The following is a 23059-nucleotide window of genomic DNA, read 5'->3' as shown; positions in this document are numbered from 1 at the left end:
CCACGCGACCTAGCGTTTCCCGCGTAGCAACGTCGCGGAGGCAACGTCGTGGAGGGGGACGGATCCCATGGTGTGGCGGCCTGCCCAGCCCACTTTCGAGCGGCCGATGGTCGGCCGGCACGGTGAACGGGAAGCGATAGGCCGGCTGCTGGAAGCGGTCCGCGAAGGCCTGAGCGGAGTCCTGGTCCTGACCGGCGAGCCCGGGGTCGGCAAGACCCGGCTGCTGGACTACGCGGCCGAGGCGGCGGGGGCGGCCGGCGATGTCTCGGCCGTCCGGCTGGTCGGTGTGGAATCGGAGACCCGGCTGGCCTATGGCGCGCTCCATCGCCTGCTCCGCCCCTTCCTGACCAGACTCAGTGTTCTGCCGCAACGCCAGCGCGACGCGCTGAACGGGGCGTTCGGCGTGGCCGAGGCGGTGCCCTCCGACCGCTACCTGGTCGGGCTGGCGGCGTTGACGCTGCTGGCCGACGTCGCCTCCGAGCGGCCGATGCTGTGCCTCGTCGACGATGTGCACTGGCTGGACCGGGAGTCGGCCGAGACGCTCGCGTTCGTCGCCCGCCGACTGCACGCGGACGCCCTCGGCCTGGTCTTCGCCGCCCGCGACGGCGCCGCACAGCTCGTTCTGCTCGAAGCCCTCACGACCGTGCCCGTCCGAGGGCTGCCCGCCGAGGAAGCGGGGACCTTGCTCGCCTCCGCCGTCGAGGGGTTCCTGAATCAGGCGGTCACCGACCAGATCGTCGCCGGGACCGGCGGCAATCCGCTGGCCCTGCTGGAACTCGCCGCGCAACTGGGCACCGAGCAACTGGCCGGCGTGGCCCCGCTGCCGGAACCCCTGCCGGTGAACTCGATGCTGGAGCGGCACTTCCAGCGGTCGATCATGGCCCTGCCCGACGACACCCGCAGCCTGCTGCTGCTGGTGGCCACGACGCCCGCCGACGACCGAGCGACGCTGTGGCGGGCCGCGGGTGCCCTCGGGCTGTCGTTCCGGGCTGCCGTGCCCGCGGTGGCCGCGGGGGTCTTGGACCATGCCAGGACCGCCGAGTTCCGGCATCCTTTGATCCGCTCCGCCGTCTACTCGGCGGCATCTTCCGCCGAGCGCCGGAGGATCCACGCCGTCCTCGCGTCCACGAGCGCGCCCGACCGCCGCGCCTGGCATCGCGCGGAAGCAGCCGACGGCACCGACGACGAGGTGGCCGCGGACCTGGAGGCCGCGTCCGAGCGAGCCCGATCCCGAGGCGGGCATTCCGAGCAGGCGTTGTTCCTGTCCCGCGCCGCCGAACTCACCACGGACCCCGCCCGACGCGCCGAACGCTTGCTCAGCGCGGCGGCCGCCAGCCTCACGTCCGGCGACGTCGCGGCGACGCAGTCCCTGCTCGATCTCGCCACCCCCGATCTCACCGGCTCGGCGCGCGCCCGGGCGACGCGCATCCGGGCGTCCGTGGAGATGCTTCACATCCGCGTCGCCACCGTGCCGGCTCTGCTCCTGGACGCGGTGGCCGAGCTGGGCGACACCGAGCCCGCGATGAGCTGGGAGCTGCTGCACGAAGCGACGCACGCTGCGCTGGTGGGGGGAAACCTCCTCGTCGGCACGACCCGCAAGCAGGTCGCCGAGGCGATCCTGGGCGCCCGGCGTGATCCGGCCCCGCCGTCCTGGAGCCCGGCCCCCCTGATGCTGGGGCTGGCGCGCTTGATCGCCTTCGGCCACCCGCTGGGTGTCCCGGCCATTCGCGACGGGCTGCGGCGGCTGCGTGACTCCGCTGAGCTCAGGGAGCTGAACAGCCCCTTCAGCGTGATCGTCACCATGGCGGCCGACGAACTGTGGGACATCGAAGCCAAGCGCGAGATCGTCGGGCGGCTCGCGACCGTCGACCGGAGTGCGGGCGCACTCTACGGACTCACCCTGGCATTGATGGTTCTCGCGACCACCGAGATGTCCGAGGGCCGGTTCGCCGCGGCCGAGGCGTACTACGCGGAGGCGGACGACTACTCCGCCGCGACCGGCTTCGCCGGCGGCGGGGAGATCACCAGGACACTGCTGTACGCCTGGACGGGTCAGGAGCACAAACTGCTCGCCGCGACCGGTGTCATGCGCGAGCTGGCCGAGAGCTGCGGGCTGGGATCCCAGAACCGCCTCGCGGCCCACGCCCTGGCAGTCTTCGAAATCGGCCGCGGCCGCCATCGAGAGGCGCTCGGCCAGCTGCTGCCGCCGTTCGCCGAAGACGCCCCGCCGTACTGCAACTTCCTGCTGCCCCTCGTCGTCGAGGCCGGTGTCCGGACCGGTGACCGGGCCGTGGCGGCGGTGGCCCTGGAACGTATGGAGGAGCGTGCGACGCTGGCCGGAACGCCGTGGGCGCTGGGGTCGCTGGCCCGCTGCCGAGCCCTGATGGCCGACAGCGACGATGCCGAAGAGTCCTACCGGGAGTCGATCGATCTGCTCGGAAAGGCTCCGGTAGCGGTGGAGCTCGCCTGGTCGCGTCTGCTCTTCGGCGAGTGGCTGCGGCGCCGCAGGCGCCGCTCCGAGGCGCGAGTCCAGCTGCGCGCCGCCTACGAGTCCTTCGAAACCTGCGGAGCGGTGCCGTTCGCTGAGCGAGCACGGGCCGAACTGCTCGCCACCGGCGAGAAGGCGCGCAAGCGCACCGTCGAGACCCGGCTGGACCTCACTCCGCAAGAACAGCGGGTCGCGTCGCTGGCCGCGTCAGGCCTGACCAACACCGAGATCGCGTCCCGGCTGTTCGTCACGACCTCGACTGTCGAGTTCCATCTCAACAAGGTGTTCCGCAAGCTGGACATCTCCTCACGGAAGCAGATCGAGTCCGTGCTGGGCGAGACAGGACTCGAATCCACCGCGTGAAGCCGCCGCCTGTCGCTTCGACCACTCGGGGTACAGGCGCCGCTCTCCGTCAGGACTGGGGTCCTTCCCCAGTACGAAGACCCCCACCCGCGTGTTGAGCTGGTCCGGCACCGGACATCCGCCCGGCACCACCGGACAGCGCCAGCGCCAGCCGCATCGAGAGGTTGCCATGACGACACCGACTCCCGTCATCTTCATCCACGGACTGTGGCTGCACGCCACGTCCTGGGAGCTCTGGACCGAACTGTTCCAGCACGAGGGGTACGCCCCGTCCGCGCCCGGCTGGCCGGGCGACCCCGACACCGTCGAGGAGGCCCGCGCCAACCCCGAGAGCATCGCCGACCACGGCATCGACGACGTCGTCGAGCACTACGCGGCGATCATCAGGGAACTGCCGGTCCCGCCCATCCTGATCGGCCACTCGTTCGGGGGCATGATCGCCCAGAAGCTGCTCGGCCAGAACCTGGCCGCGGCCGCCGTGGCGATCGACGCCGCCCAGATCAAGGGCGTGCTCCCGCTGCCGTTGTCCGCGCTGCGCGCGACGCTGCCGGTGTTCAAGAACCCCGGCAACAAGCACAAGGCGGTCTCCCTCACCGCCGAGCAGTTCCGCTTCGCGTTCGGCAACGCCGTCTCCCCGGAGGAGTCGAACACGCTGTACGAGCGGTGGTCCATCCCCGCGCCCGGCAAGCCGCTGTTCGAGGCCGCCGCCGCCAACTTCAACCCGCACTCGCCGGCCAAGGTGGACACCGCCAACGAGAATCGCGGGCCGCTGCTGCTGATGACCGGCGGCAAGGACCACACCGTGCCCGAGGCCGTCACCCGGGCCACGCTCAAGCAGTACCGGCACTCGGAGGCGGTCACCGACCTCACCGACTTCCCCGATCGTGGGCACTCGCTGACCATCGACAGCGGCTGGCGCGAGGTCGCCGACACGGCGCTGCGGTGGCTGCGGCAGCAGGACCTGTGAGCGGAACTCTGTGAGGAGAAGGCCCTGCGAGCGGAAGGTCCTGACATGGACATGCACCTGACCGGCAAGACCGCGGTCGTCACCGGAGCCAGCCGCGGCATCGGACTGGCCGTCACCCGGGCTCTGGTGGCCGAAGGCGCGCGGGTCGTCGCCGGCGCACGGGAGATCACCCCTGAACTGAAAGCGCTCGCCGCCGGCGGCGAGCCCGTCCTGGCAGTCGAGACAGACCTGACCACGCCGGACGGCCCGGCCCTGCTCGTCGCCGCCGCCGTCCGCGCCCACGGCGGCCTGGACATCCTGGTCAACAACGTCGGAGCGGTCCATCCGCGGACGGACGGCTTCCTGGCGGTGACCGACGAGGACTGGGACGCGACGCTGGCGGTCAACTTCCTCGCCGCCGTGCGCACCACTCGGGCCGCACTTCCCCACCTGCTGGAGCGCCGCGCGGGAAGCGTCGTCACCGTGAGCTCCGTCAACGCTTTCCTGCCCGACCCGCTCGTCATCGACTACAGCGCCGCCAAGGCCGCGCTGTCCAACTTCTGCAAGTCGCTGTCCAAGCAGGTCGGGCCGCGCGGAATCCGGGTCAACACCGTCAGTCCCGGACCCGTCACCACCGGGTTGTGGCTGGCCGACGACGGCGTCGCGGCCAAGGTCGCGCAAGCCACCGGCGCCACCGCCCGGGACGTCGCCGCACAGGCCGCGGGCGACGCCCCGACGGGCCGCTTCACGCACCCCGAGGAGGTCGCGGACCTCGTCCTGTTCCTGGCGAGCGACCGCGCCGCCAACATCACCGGGTCCGACTTCGTCATCGACGGCGGCCTGGTCACCACCCTGTAGGGCACGTCTCACACCCCTGGAGCCCCTTGTGCGACACCTCCTGCCGTTTTCCGGCCGGGCGCCATGCTCGCCTTCGCCGTGGCCTCGGCCTTCGGACTCGCGGCCGCCACGATCACCCCCGGGGCGGCGCACGCCACGACGGCGTCGTCTCCCACCGCCGCTCCCGCCGAGCAGCTGCCGGCCGGATTCAGCGAGCACAAGACCAAGGTCGGTGCGATCGGCATCGACTACGTGATCGGCGGCCACGGCCCGACCCTGGTTCTGCTGCACGGCTATCCGCAGACCTGGTACGAGTGGCGGGAGGTCATGCCGACCCTCGCCCAGCACTACACCGTCATCGCCCCCGACCTTCCGGGCGCGGGCCGCAGCGACGCCCCCGCCACCGGCTACGACAAGGTGGACCTCGCGGCCGACATCCACGGTCTGCTCGCCGAGATCGGGCACGACAAGGACATCCGGCTGGTCGGCCACGACATCGGAACTATGGTGGCCTACTCCTACGCCGCCGCCTATCCGCGGGACGTCACCAAGCTCGTGCTCAGCGAGGCGCCGATCCCGGACCCGAGCATCTACTCGTTCGCGTCGCTGACCGCCGACGGCCCCGGTGCCTGGCACTTCGGGTTCTTCGCGCTCACCAACGGCCTGCCCGAAGAGCTCATCAGCGGCCGGGAAGAGCTGTGGACGGGCAAGTTCATCGACGACCTCGAAGTCGTCAAGAGCGCCGTCACGCCGAACGACATCGCGGTGTTCGCCGGCTATCTGAAGGACCCGGCGCACCTGGAGGCGAGCTTCCAGTGGTTCCGCACCCTGCCGCAGGACATGGTCAACGACGCCGTGTACCAGAAGACCAAGCTCGCCATGCCGGTGCTGGCGATCGGGGCCTCGGGGAGCCTCGGCAGCTTCGTGCCCGACCAGGTCCGCAAGTACGCCAAGCACGTCACCGGCGTCGTGGTCCCGGACTCCGGCCACTGGATGTACGAGGAACACCCCGCCGAGATGGCCCACATCCTGCTCGACTTCCTGGGGAGGAAATCATGATCCAGCCGTTCCCCGACGACACCTTTCCCGGTGCCGAGTCGGAGCCCTTCTGGTTCCTCGGCGGACGGGCCCGGATCCTGGTGCCCGGCAGCCGGACCGGCGGAACGCTGAGCGTCATGGAGTTCCTCGACACGGCCGGCCACGCGCCGCCGCGCCACATCCACGACGACGAGGACGAGGTCTGGCTCGTTCTGGACGGTGAGGTCTCCTTCTTCGTCGCCGACAAGCGCTTGGACCTGCACGCCGGACAGATCGCGCACGGGCCGCGCGGCGTGCCGCACAGCTACCTGGTCCGTTCGGAGAGCGCACGCCTGGCGGTCGTCTTCGGCCCGTCGCGCGTGGAGCAGTGGTTCAGCGCCAACGGCACCCCCGCCGGCCGGCTCGACGAGGCGCCGGCGGCTTTCGACATCGAGAGCATCCTCGCTTCCGCAGACGACTTCCACGTCAAGGTCGCCGGTCCGCCGCCGACGGCTTGATTCGCCCTCGTCCGAGAACCGCCTCACGAGAAAGGTCTGTCCATGCTCCGAAACCCGTATCGGACGCGTACGCACCAGGTGACCCGGAAGCGCGCGACGATCCCGGCTGTGCTCGCCGCAGTCGTCCTCGCCGTACCGGCCATCGCCGCGGCATCAGCCGCGCCGGCTCCCGCTGCCGCCGGCGCTGTATCGACGCACCACGGGCCCAAGCCCACCGTCGTCCTCGTCCACGGTGCCTTCGCCGACTCCTCCAGTTGGAACGGTGTCATCACCCGCCTGGAACACGACGGCTATCCGGTCATCGCCGCGGCCAACCCGCTGCGCGGCCTGGACAACGACGCGGCCTACGTCTCCAGCATCCTGAGCACCATCCCGGGGCCGGTCATCCTGGTCGGTCACTCCTACGGCGGCGAGGTCATCACCGACGCCGCCGTCGGCCACGCGAACGTCAAAGCCCTGGTCTACATCGCGGCCTTCGCCCCGGACCAGGGCGAGAGCGCATTGCAGCTCACCGGGATGAACCCCGGCAGCCAGCTCGGCGGGGCGCTGCTGATCCGGCCGTACACAGACGCCAGCGGAGGCGGTGGCGAGGACGGGTACGTCGACCAGACGAAGTTCCACGCCGTGTTCGCCGCGGACCTCCCGGCGGCGACAGCCGACCTGATGGCGGCCGAACAGCGCCCAGTGGCGCTGGCCGCCCTCCAGGGCGCCAGCGGCGCGCCGGCCTGGAAGACCATCCCGTCGTGGTACCTGGTCGCCGGAGCAGACCAGGCGATCCCGGCCGCGACCGAGAAGTACATGGCCGAGCGCGCCGGCGCGCACACGGTCGTCATCCCCGGCGCCTCGCACGCGGTCATGGTCTCCCACCCCGACCAGACTGAGGATCTGATCGTCCGGGCCGCCAAGGCCACCGGCTGACAAGCGGTCGGGACCCAGTTCCCGCCCCGCCACGGCACGGCCGCGCCCGGGCGCGGATGTGCGGCGACGAGCAAGCCCAGCGTCCCGGCCAGCGTCAGGCCGAAGGCGGCGACTGGCTGAACAGTTCCGCCTTCGGCGAGTCGATCGATGACTTCTCTAGTACTTCGCGCCTCACAACACTTCGATACCGTTGACCTGCGCGTTGTCCTTGACGGTGACGAACTGAACCGTGATGTGGCCGCCGCTGTCGGCGGCAGTCGTGAACTGTTCGACGACTGCCTTGTTCGCGGCGCCGGCCGTGGCCAGGATGTCGAAGGAGTTCAGTGCCTGCGCTCCGTTGATCAGCACGTTGAACAGGCGCGCGCCTGGCGTCGTCCAGTACGTCTCCGCGAAGTGCAGGCGCACGGTGTGGGTCGAGCCGGGGGTGAAGCCGGGGATGGTGTACGTGAAGTTGCCGTAGCGGTTGGTCTGGTAGACGGCCGTCGGCGCCGGGTTCGCTACTCCGCTCACGTCGATCGTGTTGCCGGTGCCTGCCGTCGCGCCGCCGGTGAAGTACTCGTCCGCGGCGAACGGTGACGCGGCCGGGCCGCCGGCGTTGATCTGGACCGCCGTGGGCGGCGGTGGTGGTGGCGTCGAGGACGACGGGTTGATCTCGATCCCGTTGACCTGTGCGTTGTCCTTGACGGAGGCGAACTGGATGGTGAGTCTTCCGGAGCTGTTGGCGGTGACGGTGAATTGCTCGACGACCGCCTTGTTCGCGGCGCCGGCCGTGGCCAGGATGTCGAAGGAGTTCAGTGCCTGCGTTCCGTTGACCGTCACGTTGAACAGGCGCGCGCCTGCCGTCTTCCAGTACGTCTCAGCGAAGTGCAGCCGCACCGTGTACGTGCCGCTCGTCGGCAGCCCGCCGACGTTGTAGCTGAAGTTGCCATAGCGGTTGGTCTGGTAGACCGCTGCGGGCGCCGGGTTGTTCGCGCCGCTCAGGTCGATCGCGTTGCCGCTGCCCGAAGTCGCCCCGCCGGTGAAGTACTGGTCGGCGACGAACGGGGACACCGCCGGGCCGCCGGCGTTGATCTTCACGCCGTTCGGCAGCGGCGGTGGCGGCGGTGGCTGGTTCGCGACGATGCCGAAGATGGCGAGACTGGCGGACAGGCCCACGAAGACCTGGCCGTTGGTCACCACCGGCGACGTGAACTTCACGTACCCTGAGATGCCGTCCCGGGCCTGGTTCTGACTGCTGTTGTAGAGCTCGTTCCCGAGGTTCGTGGCGTCGTAGGCGCGCAGCACCGAGTCACCGCCCTCGGTCCACAGGACACCGCTGCCCGCCGCGGTCCCGTTGCTGGAGACCACCGCGTCGCCGCCGGTGCCGCCGAACGACTCGGGCGTCTTCGAGGTCGGGGTCGCCGACAGCTTGCCGCCGCTGAACGAGTAGGCCACGGTCGGCCCGCCCGACTCCGAGAAGTACACGTACTGCCCGTTCGGACCGTTGTAGAACCCTGGCGTGCTGAACAGCGACCCGACGCTTCCGACCGGCAGCTCCTGGACGATCTTGTCGATGTCCGTGCGGTTGTAGTCGGTGCCGCCGCAGACGAGGTTGGGATCGGCCGTGAAGCCGCCCATGTTCGTGGTGCTCACCACATAGGGCCGCCCTTCCTTGCCCGCGCCGATCACCTCGTTCGCCGACGGGATCAGCAGCGGGCCGCCGGCGCCGAGGTCGTTGTCCCCACCGCACTTCGCGGTGAACGGCGCGAAGTAGTCCTGCCGCTGGAGCGAGGAGTTCAGGCGCACGAAGCTCTGGCCCATGTCGACGCCGCCGCTGTCGGCGTCGAACGTGCCGTTCCCGCTCATGAAGTAGAGGTTGCCGGCGGGGTCGGCCGCCAGCCCGGCGCCGCCGCCCCAGATCCCGGCCTGGGAACCGTTGGCGGTGTCGTTGTAAAGGTACGCGACCGTGAGGGCGTTGTTCGAGTAGCTGTAGCCGAAGATCCAGCCGTGATAGTCACCGATGTCGCAGAACGAGGTGAAACTCACGTAGAGCCGGCCGTTGGCGAGCACGAGCGCGGACCGCTGCCGTTCGACGCTGGGGTCGAAGGCGATCGTCCCGCCGACGCTGCCGGTGCCCGTACCCGGCGCCGAGCCCTGGATGACGACGGCCGGCCACTTGTCCGCGCCGGTGGTGACGTCCAGGGCGTGCAGGCGGTAGACCTCCTTGCCGTTCTCCTGGTCGTAGGCTACGACGAACATCGTGTTCGTGGTCGGGTCGATGACCGGCGTGCTGGTGATGCCGATGATCGGTTGCAGATCACCGCAGGCCTGGAAGGAGCTCGGCACCGCTTGCGCGCCGGCCGGCAGCAGGCTCACCTTCCACAACGGAGCCGGGGCAGTCGTCGTGAAAGCGTCGGCGTCGAACGCGTAGACGCTGTCGTTCTCTGTCGCCGCGAACACGACGTTGTGCGTCGCGCCGCTGATGGTGAGGTTCGGCAGGTAGAGCGGCTGAGCGTAGAGCTGGCCGTCCACCGGATAGGAGACCCGCTTGCCGAACTGGGACGAGGTGACGTTCGAGGTGTTGAGGACGGTCTCGTTCGGATACTGGCCGCTGTGCGCGTTGTCGTCGCGCAGCGTGGTGACGGCGGTGTTCGCCGCCGCTGCGTGGGCGGGCGTGGCGCTCAGGTTCACGGTGATCAGCGTTTGCGCGACCACCAACAGCGCGGTGAACCAACTCAGGAGGACGGAGCGCCGCCGCGGTCGTGTGGCCGATGGCGCGGGCAGGACGAAAGCTCGCATCTGACATGCCCCTTAGACAGGGCCGCGGCCGGGGAACTCGCCTGGGTGGGCGGGCTCCCCGGCCGCGACGAGGGGGAGCCCGCCGTCCGTGCGGCGGCTACCAGCCGACCGCGACCACCATGTACTGCGGGTTGGTCACCGAGATATCAGAGGACTGACCCGCGTCGTCGTCGTACGGGAAGCCGTACTGGACGCCGTTGATGGCGTTCTGGTGCCAGAACTGCGCGTAGTAGTTGGCCGGCGCGGCCTGGTAGAAGTTCGCCGGGTTCGACTGCTGCGCCGTCGGAAGCTGCGCCACGTGCCGGTTCAGGCCGGCGCACAGCTGGGGGTTGGCCGAGAGCGTGCCGCCGCACCCGAAGATCTGCGCGGTGGAATCGCTGGTGTCGCCGTTGGCCGCGGCGTAGCTCTGGAAGTAGTTCGCGTAGGCGCCGCCGGTCTGGAACGCCTTGTCGTTGCCCGGCGACGGGATGCCGTACGGCGCCTGGTCGGTCGCCAGCTCCTTGAACTCGGTGGGCACCGAGCTCTGGAACCGGCTGAAGGTCGCCGCCCTGGACTCCTGGAACGTGGCGTAGTTCTCGCCGACCTGCTGGTTGGAGCCGTCGTGGCCGTGCAGCAGCAGGGCCAGCTTCAGGCCGAACCGGTCGACGCGGGTGGTGTCCACGTTGATGAAGGTCGTGCCGACGGTGAACTCGATGAAGTCGTAGTACGGGCCGTTCGGCGTGCCGAGGTAGAAGTACATCCGGCCGGCCGAGTTCGCGGGCATGTCGACGTACGGCTGCTGGGCGATCGACTTGGTCTGGCCGTTGAAGCTCCAGTAGACCTGGCTGTCGGGGTACTGGCCGTTGGTCTGGTTGACGATCGACAGTTCCAGCACGTGGGTCGCCGGCGGAATGGCCGACGTGTTACCCCAGAACGCCGGCGGCGGAGCGCCGCCGGTACCGCTGGTGCCCACGGTCCAGCTGAACGTCGTGGTCCCCGAGGCTCCGGTGGTGTCCTTGGCGGTGACCGTCACCGTGGAGCTGCCCGCCGTCGTCGCCGTGCCGGTGATCAGTCCGGCGCTGCTGATGGACAGCCCGGCCGGCAGGCCCGTGGCGCTGTAGCTCAGCGTCTGGCCGGCGGCCGAGTCGGTGGCCTGGATCTGCAGGCTGACCGAGCTGCCGGTGGCAGTGCTCTGATTGCCCGGATCAGTCACCGTCACGGTGTCGCCGGTGCCGCTGCCGCTGCCGAACACCTGGAACTCCCACAGGGAGTAGCCCCACTGGGTGCCGCGGGCGGTGCCGTACATGCGGACGTAGCGGCCGCTGCCCGAGACGGTCAGCGTCTGCGTGCCGCCGGTGCCGGTCGTGGTCGAGTAGATCGACGTCCAGGTCGCCGCGTCGGTGGAGGTCTGGATCTGGAACGCCTTGCCGTAGGCGGTCTCCCAGTGCAGGGCGACCTGGCACAGTGACTGCACCGAGCCGAGGTCCACCTGGACCCACTGCGGGTCGGAGAACTGCGAGGACCAGCGGGTGTTCAGGTTCCCGTCGAACGCGCCGGCCGCCGGGAAGCTGGCGTTCTCCTGCGAGGAGGCGGTGGCGGGGTGGTTCAGCGCCAGATCGGTGCCGGTGTTGCAGGTGGCCGCCGCCGCTTTCGGCGTGCCGGACTGGCTCAGCGCCAACCCGGCGACGAGGGCCAGGACCGCCAGGACGATGGTCAGGGGTCTGCTACGGGGTCGGTTGCGGGGTCTGCGGGCGGCCCGGGCGATGGATGCTGAGGACAAAGCTCTCTCCAGTACACGAGGAGGCGGCGCTCCGTGCGTCGCGAGGGAATCAGTCTTCGTGCACCAGTCGGGAGGGCACCCTTGGTGGCTGATGTTGCGCCGGTGTTTCCGCGGTGTCAATCCCGGACCCGGTTCCGTAACCGATTTCGGTACCGGTTCCGGGCCGACGTGGGCGTCCGGGCCGGGTCCGGCGGTCACGACTTGTTTCAAAGCTTGACGAAACTCCTCGCCGTCAATACCGTGCGACACGGCTGCCAGTCGGCCGGGGCATCGCAGAGCACGACACAAGTGATCGTGGAGCTGCCATGAAGACAATCTCTCGCGCGGCGGGCACGTCGCTGCGCCGTCTGCTGGTCCTGGCCGCGGCCTGCGCCCTGGCCGCGGCGGGGCTGACGCAGGTCCCCGCGTTCGCGGCCGGGACGCCGCCGCCGGCGCCACTCAACCTGGGCATCACCGCCAACCCCGACTCCTCGCTCTCGTTGAGCTGGGATCAGACGCCGGGTGCGACGTCGTACCACGTCTACCGCGGTACCGCGGCAGGCGGCGAGGCGGCCACGCCGATCGCGACGACGACCGTCCCCAGCTACAACGACACCCACCTGAGCACCACGCTGGACTACTTCTACGTGATCACCGCGATTAACGCCGGCGGTGAGTCGCCGAAGTCGGCCGAGGACTCCTCCCGGACCCCGCCGCCGATCGGGACCGGCGGGAACACGCCCGGCACGGGCTCGGGCGGCTCGCTGGTCTACTACGGCAAGGACGCGCTGCTCGGCGGCTTCGACTGGTTCCCGACGCTGAGCGGCTGGTTCCCGCAGCTGCTCGGCTCCTCCGGCGCGCTCACGCCGGGCGGCCAGGTCGTCGACATGGCCTACGCGGCGGAGGGCACGATGACGTTCAACGACGTCGTGGTGCCGACCGCCGGGCTGTACACGCTGGACTGGCGGTACGCCTTCGCGCAAGGGCTGTTCCCCGGGGTGAACTTCCGGGACATGCAGCTCGTGGTGAACGGCGCCGTCATCACCTCGACCGAGCACTTCCCCGTGACCGGCAGCTTCGACGTGTATCAGCACTCTGCGCTGCAGGTCCATCTGAACGCGGGTAAGAACTCGATCACCCTGGGCGCCACCAACGGCCACGGGGTCTCGCGCGTCGACGAGCTGACCGTGAGCCCGGCTACGGCCTCGGCACCGGGCGGCCCGAGCAACCTGACGGCCTCCGCCGGCAGCGGGTCCGTCACGCTGAACTGGACGGCCGGCGGCGGCGCGGCGTCCTACGGCGTCTACCGCGGCTCGACCATCTCCGACGGGGAGGCCACCACGCAGGTCGCCACGGTCGCCGGTACGAGTACGACCTTCACCGACACCGGCTTGAAGAACGGCACGACGTACTTCTACTTCGTCGCCGCGAACAACGCCACCGGCGTCTCGCCGGACTCGAACGAGGTCTACACGAGTCCGGGAGAGGCTTCCTTCAGCGGGACGAACCTCGCGCTGAACGCCGACGCCTACGCCTCGTCGATCGAGGGCAACGGCACTCCGGCCGCGGCCGCGACGGACGGGTCGTTCAACAGCCGGTGGTCCAGCGCCGCCTCCGACCCGCAGTGGCTGATGGTCGACCTCGGGGCCGTGCACACGATCAAGCAGGTGGTTCTGTACTGGGAGAGCGCGTACGCCAAGGCCTTCCAGATCCAGACCTCGAACGACGGGACCACCTGGACGACGGTCTACTCGACCACGACCGGGACCGGAGGCACGCAGAACCTCGCTGTGACCGGCACGGGCCGCTATGTGCGGATGTACGGCACGCAGCGGGCCACCGGATACGGGTACTCGCTCTGGGAGTTCCAGGTGTACGGGAGCTGATTTACCCGTCACCGGCTATCGATCACCGGTCATCGGCTGTGGGCACAACCGCCTACGGCCGATGACCGATGGCGCCGTTGAGGAAGCCCTCCAGGGGCAGCGTCGCCGCGCCGAGCACGACCGATTCCGGGCCGAGCCGGCCGAGTTCGACCGTCGTGGCCGCGAACGGGTGTCGGAGCGAGTAGCGTTCCGCGGCCGAGCGGATCGCCGGCAGCAGCTTCCCGCCGAGGAGTAGGCCCGCCCAGCCGCACAGGATGACCCGCTCCGGGTTGAACAGGTTGATCAGGTTCGCGATCCCGATGCCGAGGTATTCCGCGGTCTGGGCCAGCAGGGCCTGTGCGGCGGGCGAGTCGTCCATGGCGACCAGGGCCGCGAGCGCCGACTCCTCGTCTCCGGCGGACGTGGATTCGGACGTGGACGTGGAATCGGACGCGGACGCCGGTCCGGTGAAACGGTCCAGGATCGCCTCGGCACCGACGTAGGCCTCCAGGCAGCCGTAAGAGCCGCACCGGCACCGGCGGCCGTCGGCGATGATCGTCGTGTGCCCCCACTCGCCCGCGCTGGAGTTGACGCCCCGGTAGATGCTGCCGCCGGAGACGAGCGACGCTCCGACGCCGGTCCCGATCAACGCCACCGCCGCGGTGCGCGCGCCGCGTCCGGCACCGAACCACAGTTCGGCCTGGCCCGTCGTCTTGGCGCAGTTCTCCAGCCGCAGCGGCAGGTCGGTGTGGGCGCGGAGCAGCCGCTCCAGCGGCACGGCGTCCCAGTGGACGCTCTGGCCGTGCACCACAGCCTCAGGACCCTGCTCCACGATGCCCGGCACCCCTATGCCGACGCCGAGAACCGACGCGGGATCCACCGCGGCGTCGGCGAGGACGGCGTGCAGGCTGTCCGCGACGGCCCGTACCACCACGTCCATGTCGTACTCGCCCGGACCGTACGACAGATCGGCCTTCGCACGCTCGACCAGTGTCAGGTCGTACAACGTGGTGCGCACCCGCGTTTCGCCGACGTCGACGCCGATCACGAACCCGTGCTCGGCGCAGACGTCCAGCAGCCGGCGCGGCCGCCCGCCGTCAGAGTCCTGCGACCCGACCTCGGTGACGATGCCCTCGTCGAGCAACTCGCGCACCACGTTGGTCACGGACGCGGGGCTCAGACCGGTCGCGGCACCCAGGTCCTGACGGCTGCGAGGCCGGTCGAAATACAGCGACCACAGCACCGCCGACCGGTTCTCGCGTCGCAGATCCCTGAGTGTTCCGCTTCTCCGGCCCTGCATCGGCTCCTCGTTGTTTCAAAGCTTGGCTGAAGGGTCGCTCCCGACCGGGGCGCGGGTTGGGCGAAGGCGGGAGGACACGAGCATACATGCCCCTACTTCACCGACCCCGCCGTCAAACCGGCGATCAGATATCGCTGCAAGGCCAGGAACGCGACCACCACCGGCACGCTCACCACCAGCGAAGCCGCCATGATCTGATTCCAGTAGACGTCGTTCTCCGAGGCGTAGTTCCGCAGCCCCACCGCGAGGGTCCGAGTGCTGTCGTCCGTCATGACCGAGGCGAACAGGACTTCGCCCCAAGCCGTCATGAACGAATAGACCCCCACGGTGATGATCCCCGGCCGGGCCGCCGGCACCACGATCCGCAGCAATGTCCCCAACGGCCCGCTGCCGTCGACCGCCGCGGCCTCGTCCAGTTCCCGCGGAATCGAATCGAAGTACCCTGCCAGCAGCCAGATGGAGAAGGGCAGCGTGAACGTCAGATACGTGACGATCAGCCCCAGCCGGGTGTTCGACAGCGTGATGCCCGTGTCGTTCCCGATGTTCACGTAGATCAAGTACAGCGGCAGCAGGAACAAGATCCCCGGAAACATCTGCGTGGACAGCACCGTCACGCGGAACACCTGCCGCCCTCGGAAGCGATAGCGGCTCACCGCGTAGGCCGCGAAGATCGCGATCACCACCGAGATCACCGTCGAACACGCCGCCACGACCGTGCTGTTCACGAAGTACCGGGCCAGCGGAACCGTGCTCCACATCTCCACGTACGGCTGGAACGTCAGGTGTGAGGGCACCCAGTCGAACGACCCCTGCACATCGACCAACGGCTTCACCGAGCTGCTGATCATCACGAACAGCGGCGTGGCAGTGAACAACCCCAGCAGCGTCAAGGCGATCCGCCGCGTCCAGAGGAACGACTTCGGCGGAGCCAGTGGGGAGCGGTACTTCGCGGGACCGGGGGAGCTCGCCGGACCGGGAGCGCTAGACATCAGCAGCCTTCCTTCCCCGGCTGGTGGCGGCCAGGTAGACCACGGTCACGACCAGCAGGAACAGCAGCAACAGCACGGACATCGCCGAACCCGACCCGAAGTTCCAGTTCTGGAACGACGTGTCATAGATCTGCAGCGACAGCAGGTTCGCCTGCGGCGCGGGTACGTTCCCGAACAGCACGAACGGCGTGTTGAAGTCGTTGAAGTTCCACAGGAACAGCACCAGGACCAGCACCAGGTTCACCGGCCGCAACGAGGGCAGGGTGATCTTCCGAAGGCGCTGCCAGACCCCGGCGCCGTCCATGACAGCGGCCTCATACAGGTCGGTGGGAATGCTCTGCATCCCCGCGGTCACCACCAGGAACGCGAACGGCCACGTTCGCCACACGGCCGTGACGACCAGGGACACGAACGCGTTGTTCCCGATCAGCCAGAACGGCGCGTGCGAGGTCAGATGCAGATCGTGCACGATGACCTGGTTCACCAGCCCGTGGTCGCGCTGGAACATGAACTCCCAGGTGATGGTGGCGCTGAAGGCCGGCAACGCATACGGGATCAGGAAGTACGTGCGCAGCAGACCACGGCCTCGGAAAGGGTTCTGCATCAAGACGGCGGCGCCGGTCCCGATCAGCCATGAGATCGCGACCACCAGCACCGTGAAACCCAGCGTCACGAAGAACGAGTGCAGCAGGGCTTTGCCGACCGCGTTGTTGAAGTTCAGCGCGAATCGATAGTTGTTCAGGCCCGCGCTCGGGGCGCCCGTCCAGTTGCGGATGAAGTAGATGGTGAGCTGCTTGAAGCTGATCCAGACGCCGACGAGCATGGGGATCACGTGCACCAGCAGCTCGAAGCAGATCGCGGGGAGCAGTAACAGGTACGGCAGCGCTTTGTGCCGCGTCGACCGGCGGCGATCGGCCGCCGCCAGCCGACGCAGGGATCGATCGCTGTCGGTGGCTACGGTCATCGTGAGCGGGTTTCCTTCCGTTCCGGACACGGGGTACCGCCGACCGGTCGCGGCGGCCGGTCCCGCGCCCCCGTGGAGACGGGGCGCGGTCCGGCCGCCGTATCGCGGTAGGTCAGCCCCCTGCTTCCATCTTCTGCTGGGCCTGGTTGAGCGCGTCGCTGACCATGGAGTCGGTGATCGCCTGGCCGCCGGCCGCGTTGGCGAACAGGGTCTTCATGGCCGTGCCCACGGTGGTCTCGAACTGGCTCTCCTGGACGATCTCCGGCATCGCGGTCGCCGAGGAGGCCAGGACGTTCTGCAACACCGTGTCGTCGGTGCTCTTGAACGCCGGGTCGGAGTAGGCGTCGGACACCGACGGCAGCGAGCCGTAGGCCTTGTTGAGCGTGATCTCCTCGGGCTGGCTCGTCAGGAACTTCACGAACTGCAGCGCGGCGTCCTTGTGCTTGGTGTTCGCGAACACCGCCAGGTTGATGCCGCCGACCATGGAGTCGATGTGCTTGCTGCCGGCCGGCGGGCTGGCCGGGAACGGCAGCGGCGCGACGCCGTACTGGTCAGCGGTCATGCCGTACTTGGCGAGGTTGGCTCCGGCGGGCTGCCACATGAGCATGGCGGCCTTGCCGCTGGCGAACTCCTGGAGCGCCTCGGTGCCGTTGGAGGACTCGGCGTCGCTGGGGTTAACGATCTTGTCGGCGCCCATGAAGTCGACGATCTGCTTGATCGCCGCGACGTTCTGCGGCGTGGTGAACGTCGGCTTGCCGGCGTCGTCGAACCACGACCCGCCCTGCTGTTCGCTGAACACGAACGCGGCGTGCGCGTTCTCCGGGATCTGGCCGGCCTCCAGGGTCAGGCCCCATTTACTGGTCCCGTTGCTCAGCTTCTTGCCGTCCGCGACCAGGTCCTCCCAGGTCGCCGGCGGGCTGGCGATGCCGGCGGCGGCGAACGCGGCCTTGTTGTAGTAGAGCCCGTAGGCGGTGGAGTAGATCGGCACGCCCACCGGCGGCTTCCCGGTGGCGCCGGTCGCGGCCAGCGCGCCGGGCAGGAACCGCCCGGTGTCGCCGATCTGGGTCATGACGGCGTCGGAGACGGGTAGGAACGCCCCGGTCGCCTGCAGCGAGGCGGACCAGGTGTTGCCGATGTTGACCACGTCGGGACCCTGGCCCGAGGTGGTGGCCGCCAGGATCCGGTTGAGCAGGTCGTTCCAGCCGATGACTTCCAGGTTGACCTTGATGCCGGTCTTGTCCGTGAAGGCTTTGAGCTCGGGAGTCAGGACCTTGACGTCATCGGCGATGGAGCTGCCCTGGTCGCTGGCCCAGTAGGTGATCGACTGGCCGGACGCCGGGGCGCCTGAAGAGCCGCCGGTGGTCGTGGTCGACGGTTTGGTGTCGCTGCCGCACGCGGTGAACAGGAGGGCGACAGCTGCTGCGGTGATGGTTGCGGTGGTGCGGCGATGAGCGAGTCCGTGCATTGGGACACCTTCCTGAGGTGTGCCCGCCCCCTGTGCGGTCGTGCAAAGGAGGTGGCGGGTTGGACCGGGCCTCGTGCCGTACGACAGGCCGTGGGAGCGGCCGGCCGCCTTTTTTCACGCCTAAGTTCGTGCTCCGATTTAACTTCTGGTTTAAGGTGACGTCAAGGGGACGGGGATGCGCACGACGAGGGAGGCTCATGGCGGTCCAGGGCGGCAGGAACGTCCGCGACGTGCGTGACGTCCGCAGGTCGAACAAGTCCCTGCTGTTACGGCATCTGTACTTCCACCGGCTGATCAGCAGGCTGGATCTGAGCCGCGCGACCGGGCTGAGCACCGCCTCGGTGAGCAGCGTGGTCGCCGAGCTGATCGAGGGCGGCCAGGTCGTCGAGGCCGGCGCGGTGGAGTCGGAGGGCGGCCGGCCGCGCATCCTGCTGGACGTGAACGCCCCCGGTTTCCAGGTGGTCGGCGTGGACGTCGGCGAGACCCACATCCGGGTCGAGCGCTTCGACCTGGTCCTCACCGAACTGGCCCGGGCGGAGATCCCGGTCGTGGCGGGCCGCTACGAGCCCGAGGCCGTGGTCGCCGAGATCGCGGCCGGGCTGGCCGCCGTCGGCGTGCCGGGCGCGGACCTCGGCGTCCCGGTCCTGGGCGTGGGCATCGGCCTGCCGGGCATCGTCGTCGGCCACCCGGACTCGGTCGTGCACTGCCAGACCATCGGCTGGGACGCGGTCCCGATGGCGGCCCTGATGCGCGACGTCACAGACCTGCCGGTCCTCATCGACAACGGCGTGAGCACCATGGGACAGGCCGAGATGTGGTTCGGCGCCGGCCTCGGCGCCGCCGACACAGTGTTCCTGCTGATCGGCTCAGGCATCGGATCCGCCATGACCGTCGGCGGTCTCTCCTACCGCGGCTCGACGACCAGCGCGGGGGAGTGGGGCCACGTGACCGCCGAGGTCGGCGGCCGACAGTGCCGCTGCGGTGCGCGGGGATGTCTGGAGGCTTACATCGGCGCCGAATCCATCATCGCGCGGTTCTGCGAAGTGGTGGGCGACGAGTACGGCTCGGCCGGCGCGGGATCCGCGGCGGGCACTGGAACCGCAGCCGGCACTGGATCCGCGGCGGGCGCCGGACCCGCGGCGGGCACCGCTACCGATCACGCGGCCGCTCCCGCCCCGACAGACGAGGAGGCCGCGCTGCTGGACATCCTGGCCGCCGCCCACGAAGACCCCACCTCGCCGCGGGCCCGAGCCGCACGAACCGTCCTCGACGAAACGGCCGTACACCTCGGCGTCGGCATCGGCAACCTGATCAACCTGTTCAACCCCGAGCGCGTGATCGTCGGCGGCTGGGCCGGCCTACTCCTGGCCGACGAGATCCTGCCACGCGTCCACGAGGTCGCCCGCGACCACTCGCTGCGCTACCCCTTCTCCCGCACCAGCCTCCAACTCGGCCGCCTGGGCCGCGACGCCGTGGCCCGGGGCGCCGCGACACTGCCGGTCGCGCGGTTCCTCGACGACGGGGGCAAGGTTCCGCTGCGCGCCCCGGTTTTCGACGGCAGCTTCCCGGTTCCGACCGCGTTGGCCGGACCCGGGACTACCTGACCTCTCTACCAGCCTCAGGCACGGGTCAGCTGGTTGCGCGCCTCGATCTCCTTGATCGTGCTCTTCAGCGCCTTCGCCAGCAGGCCCTTGCCGATGCTGCCCCTGGTCGCCATGGCCGTTCTCCTGGGCTGCTGAAATCGCTCTCGTTCGGTGCGACCAGGCTTCCGCCGGTACGGCCTCCGTCGAGCCAGTAGTGAACCCTGGTCGTGCCGGCCGGGGTTCTCAGCCCTTCGCCAACAGCGCGCCGGCCAACTGGAACACGGCCACCTCGACCTGGTTCTCGGTCTCGTCCCAGGCGGCGACGACCGAGCAGCCCTCTCCGGTCAGGCCCCAGAAGGTGAGGTCGTCCTCGCCGACGTAGTGCAGGGACGCTGCGCCGATCTCCTGGCAGGCGAAGCTCAGATGGGCACGCAGGCCCGGGTGCGCCACCCGGGACAGGGCGGCCTGCCACCGTTCCTCGGGCTTGCCGTGGAACTCGATGAGGCTGTCGGGGCCGTCGCCGATGCTGGTGGCCGCGCGCAGTGCGTCGCGCAGGGTTCCGTCCGAGGCGATGCGGGGGTAGAGGACGTGCCAGGTACCGGCTGCCACTTCGTCGGTGAGGTCCACCTCATCGTGGCGGGCCAGCAGGGCGCCGAGGTCCCGGCCGAGTATCAGCCTGCTGTCGGGCTCGCTGGAGGGGAAGGCCGCCGCGCTCAGGTCGGCGGCGAATGCGGCCGGGAGGGCCGATTCGTCTTCGAACACGAATATCGACGTGGCGGCGTCGAAGCACGGCGCGACCTCGCCCTCGTCGTACATGACGATGTCCTCGTTGGTGACCGTGAGGCGCCCGGCGAGTGCTTCCGGGTCCACCCAGGCGGCGTCGTCGGCGAAACCGACGTCGGCGAGGAAGTTCCCGGCCCAGTAGTACGCGCCGTACACCGCTTCGGGACCGTGCTCGTCCAGCGGACGGCCCAGGAAGGCCCCGAAACCGTCGGAGAGTACCTGCTGCCAGTCGCTCGCATCGGGCGTGCCGGTCACTGCGCCATCAGTCATTTCGCAAGATCCAACCGTTGAGGTTCGCCGTTTCCCGGATGCTATGAGACCGCGCCGACAAGCGGTGCCGACGACCGCAGTGGCCTGACATGCCGGAGGCGAACGGTCAGCCGGCGGCGGCCGCCGGCCCGAGGTTGACCGCGATGGTGGCCGTCGCCGCCGCGAGGACGGCCGAGTGCCGACTCACTCCTCCGTGGCGGATGGTTCGAGCGACTCCGGCGTGCCTTCGTCTGCGCCACCAGTACCGTCCGCGCCACCAGCACCGCCGGACGCGGCACCTGCGCCGGAGTCCGAACCGACCACCTCAGGCTTCCGCCGGCGCCCCGTCATCACCGCCGCGACAACCAGCGCCAGCGCGAGAACCACCAGCGCCGCCGGCGCCACCGTGCCCTCCCACAGCAGCTTCGACTCGTCGTCCTTCGACTGCTTGACCGCGTCCGAGATTCCCTGCGGCGACATCTTGGTGTCCACGTCCAGCACCGCCGTCAGCGGCACCGTCCCCAGCTTCGACGCCATCTGCGCGGTCACCGTCTGGTGCGCGTCGGCGTCGACCGTGGTCCCGCTCAGCTGGTCCACCCACATCGTGGTCTTCGTCGCGGACGTGTACGACAGCGGCACCATCACGCTGTCGCCGCCCGGCGGCAGCAACGCCGCCAACGCGCCCTGCATGTCCGGCGCCATCGTCGCGGCCAGCCCCTTGAGCACCGACACCGGCACCGCCTGCGGCAGCTGCGCCAGCGTGCCAGGGTCCTTCAACGCCCCGGAGACGTCCACGGTGAACACATACGTGGAGCGCCCGACATGGTTCTCGCTGCGCACGTACTTGGCCGTGGCCTGGGTACCGGTCGCGCCGTCCCACCACGGGTAGTCGTGCTTGCCGGGAGCGAACGCGAACCCCACCGCCAGGCCCTGATGCGGGTCGGCGGTGACGCCGGTCGGCGCGGCCGCCGGCATCAATGTTTTGCGATCCACGGCCCACGTCGAGGTCGGGTTGCCGAGCACCCCGCCGGCTCCGGTGATAGCGGTCACGTCCGACAGCACCGCGACATCGCCGTGCATCCCGATGGCCTTGACGGTCTCCACCGCGGTGAACGGCGAGCCCTTCACGAACGCGTGCGCCAGATCACCGCCGGCCACCGCGTGCTGATCGAGGTACGAAGCCGTCCCGGCGTAGTGGGTGACGGTGTTCTGGTCGCTCTGGACGCGCTCGGCGTCCGGCACCATCTTGAACCGGATCACCCCCGCGACGGCGGCGCACAATACGGCGCCGGCGACGAATACGAGAACTGATTTGCGCATGGTATCGATTCCTGACGAGCCTGGGGACAGGGGAGAACCGCGAAGAAAACCGGTACTGTGACCGTCGTCACAGCGAGCCGTGTCCGGAAGGGTAATCCCAGCTACCCGCAAGTAGGAAGAGGTGAGCTGAATTATTCTCATCTTCCTTGATCCACCACGAACCGCCACGCCACATCAGTCGGCCCACTGGTCGACCTTGGTGCCGTCGGATGTGCTGCCCCCCGGGGCGGCCTCAGGCCTCGATGACGTCGTCCAGGTGGATCGCGGCCTTGTGCTTGCCGATCAGCGGGATGATCCCGATCAGGCCGTTGACCGCGACCGTCGCGCGCATGCTGAGCTCCGCGCCGATGGCCGTGGCCGCCGCCGGGAGGGTGAGCAGCAGGCGCAGTTGGCGGTCCAGGTGCAGGGGGCTTCCGTCGCGGGCGGTGAAGTCCCAGATCGCGTGGGTCAGGCCGATGCCGGAGGAGGTGACGGTGGGGTAGTACACGTCCCGCTCGGTGGTGTGGGTGCCGCCGGCGTCCGACTTGACCGGCAGGTGCGCGGTGCTGAAGGACAGGCCGCCCTGGTAGGTGGTGGTGATCTTCACCGGGTGGTCGCTGATCTCCTCGCGCGGCACCAGATCGCTGACTTTCGCGCCGGCCGTGCCGGACAGGTCGATCGTGACGCGGGCCCAGCGGAAGCGGCACGAGGGGTGTGCGTGGGCGACGCAGCGCAGGGGCACGTCGACGACGTCCAGCCCCTGGTGCGCGTCGGCGTGCCGGGTGGCCTTCTCCCGGACCAGCGCCAGGCGGTTCGAGCGGGCGAGCAGCCGCAGCTCCTCATCGACGGAGGCCGAGTCGGCGCGCTCGGCGACCGCGTCTTCGTCGACGTCCAGGGGCACATCGGCCCAGACCGACTCGCCGGGCTCGGTCGCGTCATCGAACGCTGATTCAGTCATG

General features: G+C 69.5%; 17 protein-coding genes. 8 read left to right on the top strand and 9 right to left on the bottom strand.

Annotation, left to right across the window (positions count from 1 at the left end; translation table 11 throughout):
* Nucleotides 1–67: 67 nt before the first annotated feature.
* The 6 genes from ABH935_RS13085 to ABH935_RS13060 all read left to right on the top strand — a co-directional run bounded on the left by ABH935_RS13085 (nucleotide 68) and on the right by ABH935_RS13060 (nucleotide 7087).
* Nucleotides 68–2851, top strand: a complete 2784-nt coding sequence (locus ABH935_RS13085) for an AAA family ATPase (RefSeq protein ID WP_370378128.1) — start codon at nucleotides 68–70, stop codon at nucleotides 2849–2851.
* Nucleotides 2852–3020: 169 nt separating this feature from the next.
* A complete protein-coding gene (locus ABH935_RS13080; protein ID WP_370378127.1) occupies nucleotides 3021–3818 on the top strand; it encodes an alpha/beta hydrolase in 798 nt (265 codons plus the stop codon).
* Nucleotides 3819–3863: 45 nt separating this feature from the next.
* Nucleotides 3864–4655: an oxidoreductase gene (locus tag ABH935_RS13075; RefSeq protein ID WP_370378126.1), complete on the top strand. Its 792-nt coding sequence runs from the start codon at nucleotides 3864–3866 to the stop codon at nucleotides 4653–4655.
* Nucleotides 4656–4718: 63 nt separating this feature from the next.
* Nucleotides 4719–5693, top strand: coding sequence for an alpha/beta fold hydrolase (locus ABH935_RS13070; RefSeq protein WP_370378125.1), 975 nt, complete (start codon nucleotides 4719–4721; stop codon nucleotides 5691–5693).
* The gene (locus ABH935_RS13065) at nucleotides 5690–6169 is read left to right on the top strand and encodes a cupin domain-containing protein (protein WP_370378124.1); all 480 of its coding nucleotides are present in this window, start codon (nucleotides 5690–5692) and stop codon (nucleotides 6167–6169) included. The genes ABH935_RS13070 and ABH935_RS13065 overlap by 4 nt, the downstream gene beginning before the upstream one ends.
* Nucleotides 6170–6211: 42 nt before the next feature.
* Nucleotides 6212–7087 carry an alpha/beta fold hydrolase gene (locus ABH935_RS13060; RefSeq protein WP_370378123.1) on the top strand — a complete coding sequence of 292 codons (876 nt, stop codon included), beginning with the start codon at nucleotides 6212–6214 and terminating at the stop codon, nucleotides 7085–7087.
* Between the two features lie 171 nt (nucleotides 7088–7258).
* Here the strand turns inward: ABH935_RS13060 and ABH935_RS13055 are convergent, their stop codons facing one another.
* Complete coding sequence (locus tag ABH935_RS13055) at nucleotides 7259–9865, bottom strand: malectin domain-containing carbohydrate-binding protein (protein WP_370378122.1); 2607 nt, start codon at nucleotides 9863–9865, stop codon at nucleotides 7259–7261.
* Nucleotides 9866–9962: 97 nt separating this feature from the next.
* Nucleotides 9963–11624, bottom strand: coding sequence for a beta-1,3-glucanase family protein (locus tag ABH935_RS13050; protein WP_370378121.1), 1662 nt, complete (start codon nucleotides 11622–11624; stop codon nucleotides 9963–9965).
* 305 nt (nucleotides 11625–11929) lie between these two features.
* Here ABH935_RS13050 and ABH935_RS13045 point away from each other — a divergent pair, with 305 nt between their 5' ends.
* Nucleotides 11930–13489: a discoidin domain-containing protein gene (locus tag ABH935_RS13045; RefSeq protein ID WP_370378120.1), complete on the top strand. Its 1560-nt coding sequence runs from the start codon at nucleotides 11930–11932 to the stop codon at nucleotides 13487–13489.
* A 52-nt stretch (nucleotides 13490–13541) separates the two neighbouring features.
* Here ABH935_RS13045 and ABH935_RS13040 read toward each other — a convergent pair whose 3' ends face one another.
* The 4 genes from ABH935_RS13040 to ABH935_RS13025 all read right to left on the bottom strand — a co-directional run bounded on the left by ABH935_RS13040 (nucleotide 13542) and on the right by ABH935_RS13025 (nucleotide 18186).
* Complete coding sequence (locus ABH935_RS13040) at nucleotides 13542–14768, bottom strand: ROK family protein (RefSeq protein WP_370378119.1); 1227 nt, start codon at nucleotides 14766–14768, stop codon at nucleotides 13542–13544.
* A gap of 92 nt (nucleotides 14769–14860) precedes the next feature.
* Nucleotides 14861–15757: a carbohydrate ABC transporter permease gene (locus ABH935_RS13035; protein ID WP_370378118.1), complete on the bottom strand. Its 897-nt coding sequence runs from the start codon at nucleotides 15755–15757 to the stop codon at nucleotides 14861–14863.
* Nucleotides 15750–16721, bottom strand: a complete 972-nt coding sequence (locus ABH935_RS13030) for a carbohydrate ABC transporter permease (protein WP_370378117.1) — start codon at nucleotides 16719–16721, stop codon at nucleotides 15750–15752. Before ABH935_RS13030 ends, ABH935_RS13035 begins: the two co-directional genes overlap by 8 nt.
* A gap of 112 nt (nucleotides 16722–16833) precedes the next feature.
* Nucleotides 16834–18186 (bottom strand): sugar ABC transporter substrate-binding protein, encoded by a 1353-nt coding sequence (locus ABH935_RS13025; RefSeq protein ID WP_370378116.1) that lies wholly within the window; start codon nucleotides 18184–18186, stop codon nucleotides 16834–16836.
* A gap of 197 nt (nucleotides 18187–18383) precedes the next feature.
* Here ABH935_RS13025 and ABH935_RS13020 point away from each other — a divergent pair, with 197 nt between their 5' ends.
* Complete coding sequence (locus tag ABH935_RS13020) at nucleotides 18384–19790, top strand: ROK family protein (RefSeq protein WP_370378115.1); 1407 nt, start codon at nucleotides 18384–18386, stop codon at nucleotides 19788–19790.
* 222 nt (nucleotides 19791–20012) lie between these two features.
* Here the strand turns inward: ABH935_RS13020 and ABH935_RS13015 are convergent, their stop codons facing one another.
* The 3 genes from ABH935_RS13015 to ABH935_RS13005 all read right to left on the bottom strand — a co-directional run bounded on the left by ABH935_RS13015 (nucleotide 20013) and on the right by ABH935_RS13005 (nucleotide 23058).
* On the bottom strand, nucleotides 20013–20822 hold the full coding sequence (locus tag ABH935_RS13015) for a hypothetical protein (protein ID WP_370378114.1): 810 nt from the start codon (nucleotides 20820–20822) through the stop codon (nucleotides 20013–20015).
* 183 nt (nucleotides 20823–21005) lie between these two features.
* Nucleotides 21006–22121: a porin PorA family protein gene (locus tag ABH935_RS13010; protein WP_370378113.1), complete on the bottom strand. Its 1116-nt coding sequence runs from the start codon at nucleotides 22119–22121 to the stop codon at nucleotides 21006–21008.
* Between the two features lie 232 nt (nucleotides 22122–22353).
* Nucleotides 22354–23058: a hypothetical protein gene (locus ABH935_RS13005; RefSeq protein ID WP_370378112.1), complete on the bottom strand. Its 705-nt coding sequence runs from the start codon at nucleotides 23056–23058 to the stop codon at nucleotides 22354–22356.
* Between the last annotated feature and the right edge of the window lies 1 nt (nucleotide 23059).

Source organism: Catenulispora sp. GAS73, from assembly GCF_041262085.1.
Classification (GTDB): Bacteria; Actinomycetota; Actinomycetes; order Streptomycetales; family Catenulisporaceae; genus Catenulispora.
The sequence above is the reverse complement of the archived record's forward strand: the minus strand, read 5'-3'. Positions and strand labels throughout refer to the sequence as shown.

Coding starts and splice junctions, on each gene's coding strand:
- ABH935_RS13085 (WP_370378128.1), top strand. CDS start 68: ATGGTGTGGCGGCCTGCCCAGCCCACTTTCGAGCGGCCGATGGTCGGC.
- ABH935_RS13045 (WP_370378120.1), top strand. CDS start 11,930: ATGAAGACAATCTCTCGCGCGGCGGGCACGTCGCTGCGCCGTCTGCTG.
- ABH935_RS13055 (WP_370378122.1), bottom strand. CDS start 9,865: ATGCGAGCTTTCGTCCTGCCCGCGCCATCGGCCACACGACCGCGGCGG.
- ABH935_RS13060 (WP_370378123.1), top strand. CDS start 6,212: ATGCTCCGAAACCCGTATCGGACGCGTACGCACCAGGTGACCCGGAAG.
- ABH935_RS13025 (WP_370378116.1), bottom strand. CDS start 18,186: ATGCACGGACTCGCTCATCGCCGCACCACCGCAACCATCACCGCAGCA.
- ABH935_RS13080 (WP_370378127.1), top strand. CDS start 3,021: ATGACGACACCGACTCCCGTCATCTTCATCCACGGACTGTGGCTGCAC.
- ABH935_RS13040 (WP_370378119.1), bottom strand. CDS start 14,768: ATGCAGGGCCGGAGAAGCGGAACACTCAGGGATCTGCGACGCGAGAAC.
- ABH935_RS13020 (WP_370378115.1), top strand. CDS start 18,384: ATGGCGGTCCAGGGCGGCAGGAACGTCCGCGACGTGCGTGACGTCCGC.
- ABH935_RS13070 (WP_370378125.1), top strand. CDS start 4,719: ATGCTCGCCTTCGCCGTGGCCTCGGCCTTCGGACTCGCGGCCGCCACG.
- ABH935_RS13005 (WP_370378112.1), bottom strand. CDS start 23,058: ATGACTGAATCAGCGTTCGATGACGCGACCGAGCCCGGCGAGTCGGTC.
- ABH935_RS13030 (WP_370378117.1), bottom strand. CDS start 16,721: ATGACCGTAGCCACCGACAGCGATCGATCCCTGCGTCGGCTGGCGGCG.
- ABH935_RS13075 (WP_370378126.1), top strand. CDS start 3,864: ATGGACATGCACCTGACCGGCAAGACCGCGGTCGTCACCGGAGCCAGC.
- ABH935_RS13015 (WP_370378114.1), bottom strand. CDS start 20,822: ATGACTGATGGCGCAGTGACCGGCACGCCCGATGCGAGCGACTGGCAG.
- ABH935_RS13065 (WP_370378124.1), top strand. CDS start 5,690: ATGATCCAGCCGTTCCCCGACGACACCTTTCCCGGTGCCGAGTCGGAG.
- ABH935_RS13035 (WP_370378118.1), bottom strand. CDS start 15,757: ATGTCTAGCGCTCCCGGTCCGGCGAGCTCCCCCGGTCCCGCGAAGTAC.
- ABH935_RS13010 (WP_370378113.1), bottom strand. CDS start 22,121: ATGCGCAAATCAGTTCTCGTATTCGTCGCCGGCGCCGTATTGTGCGCC.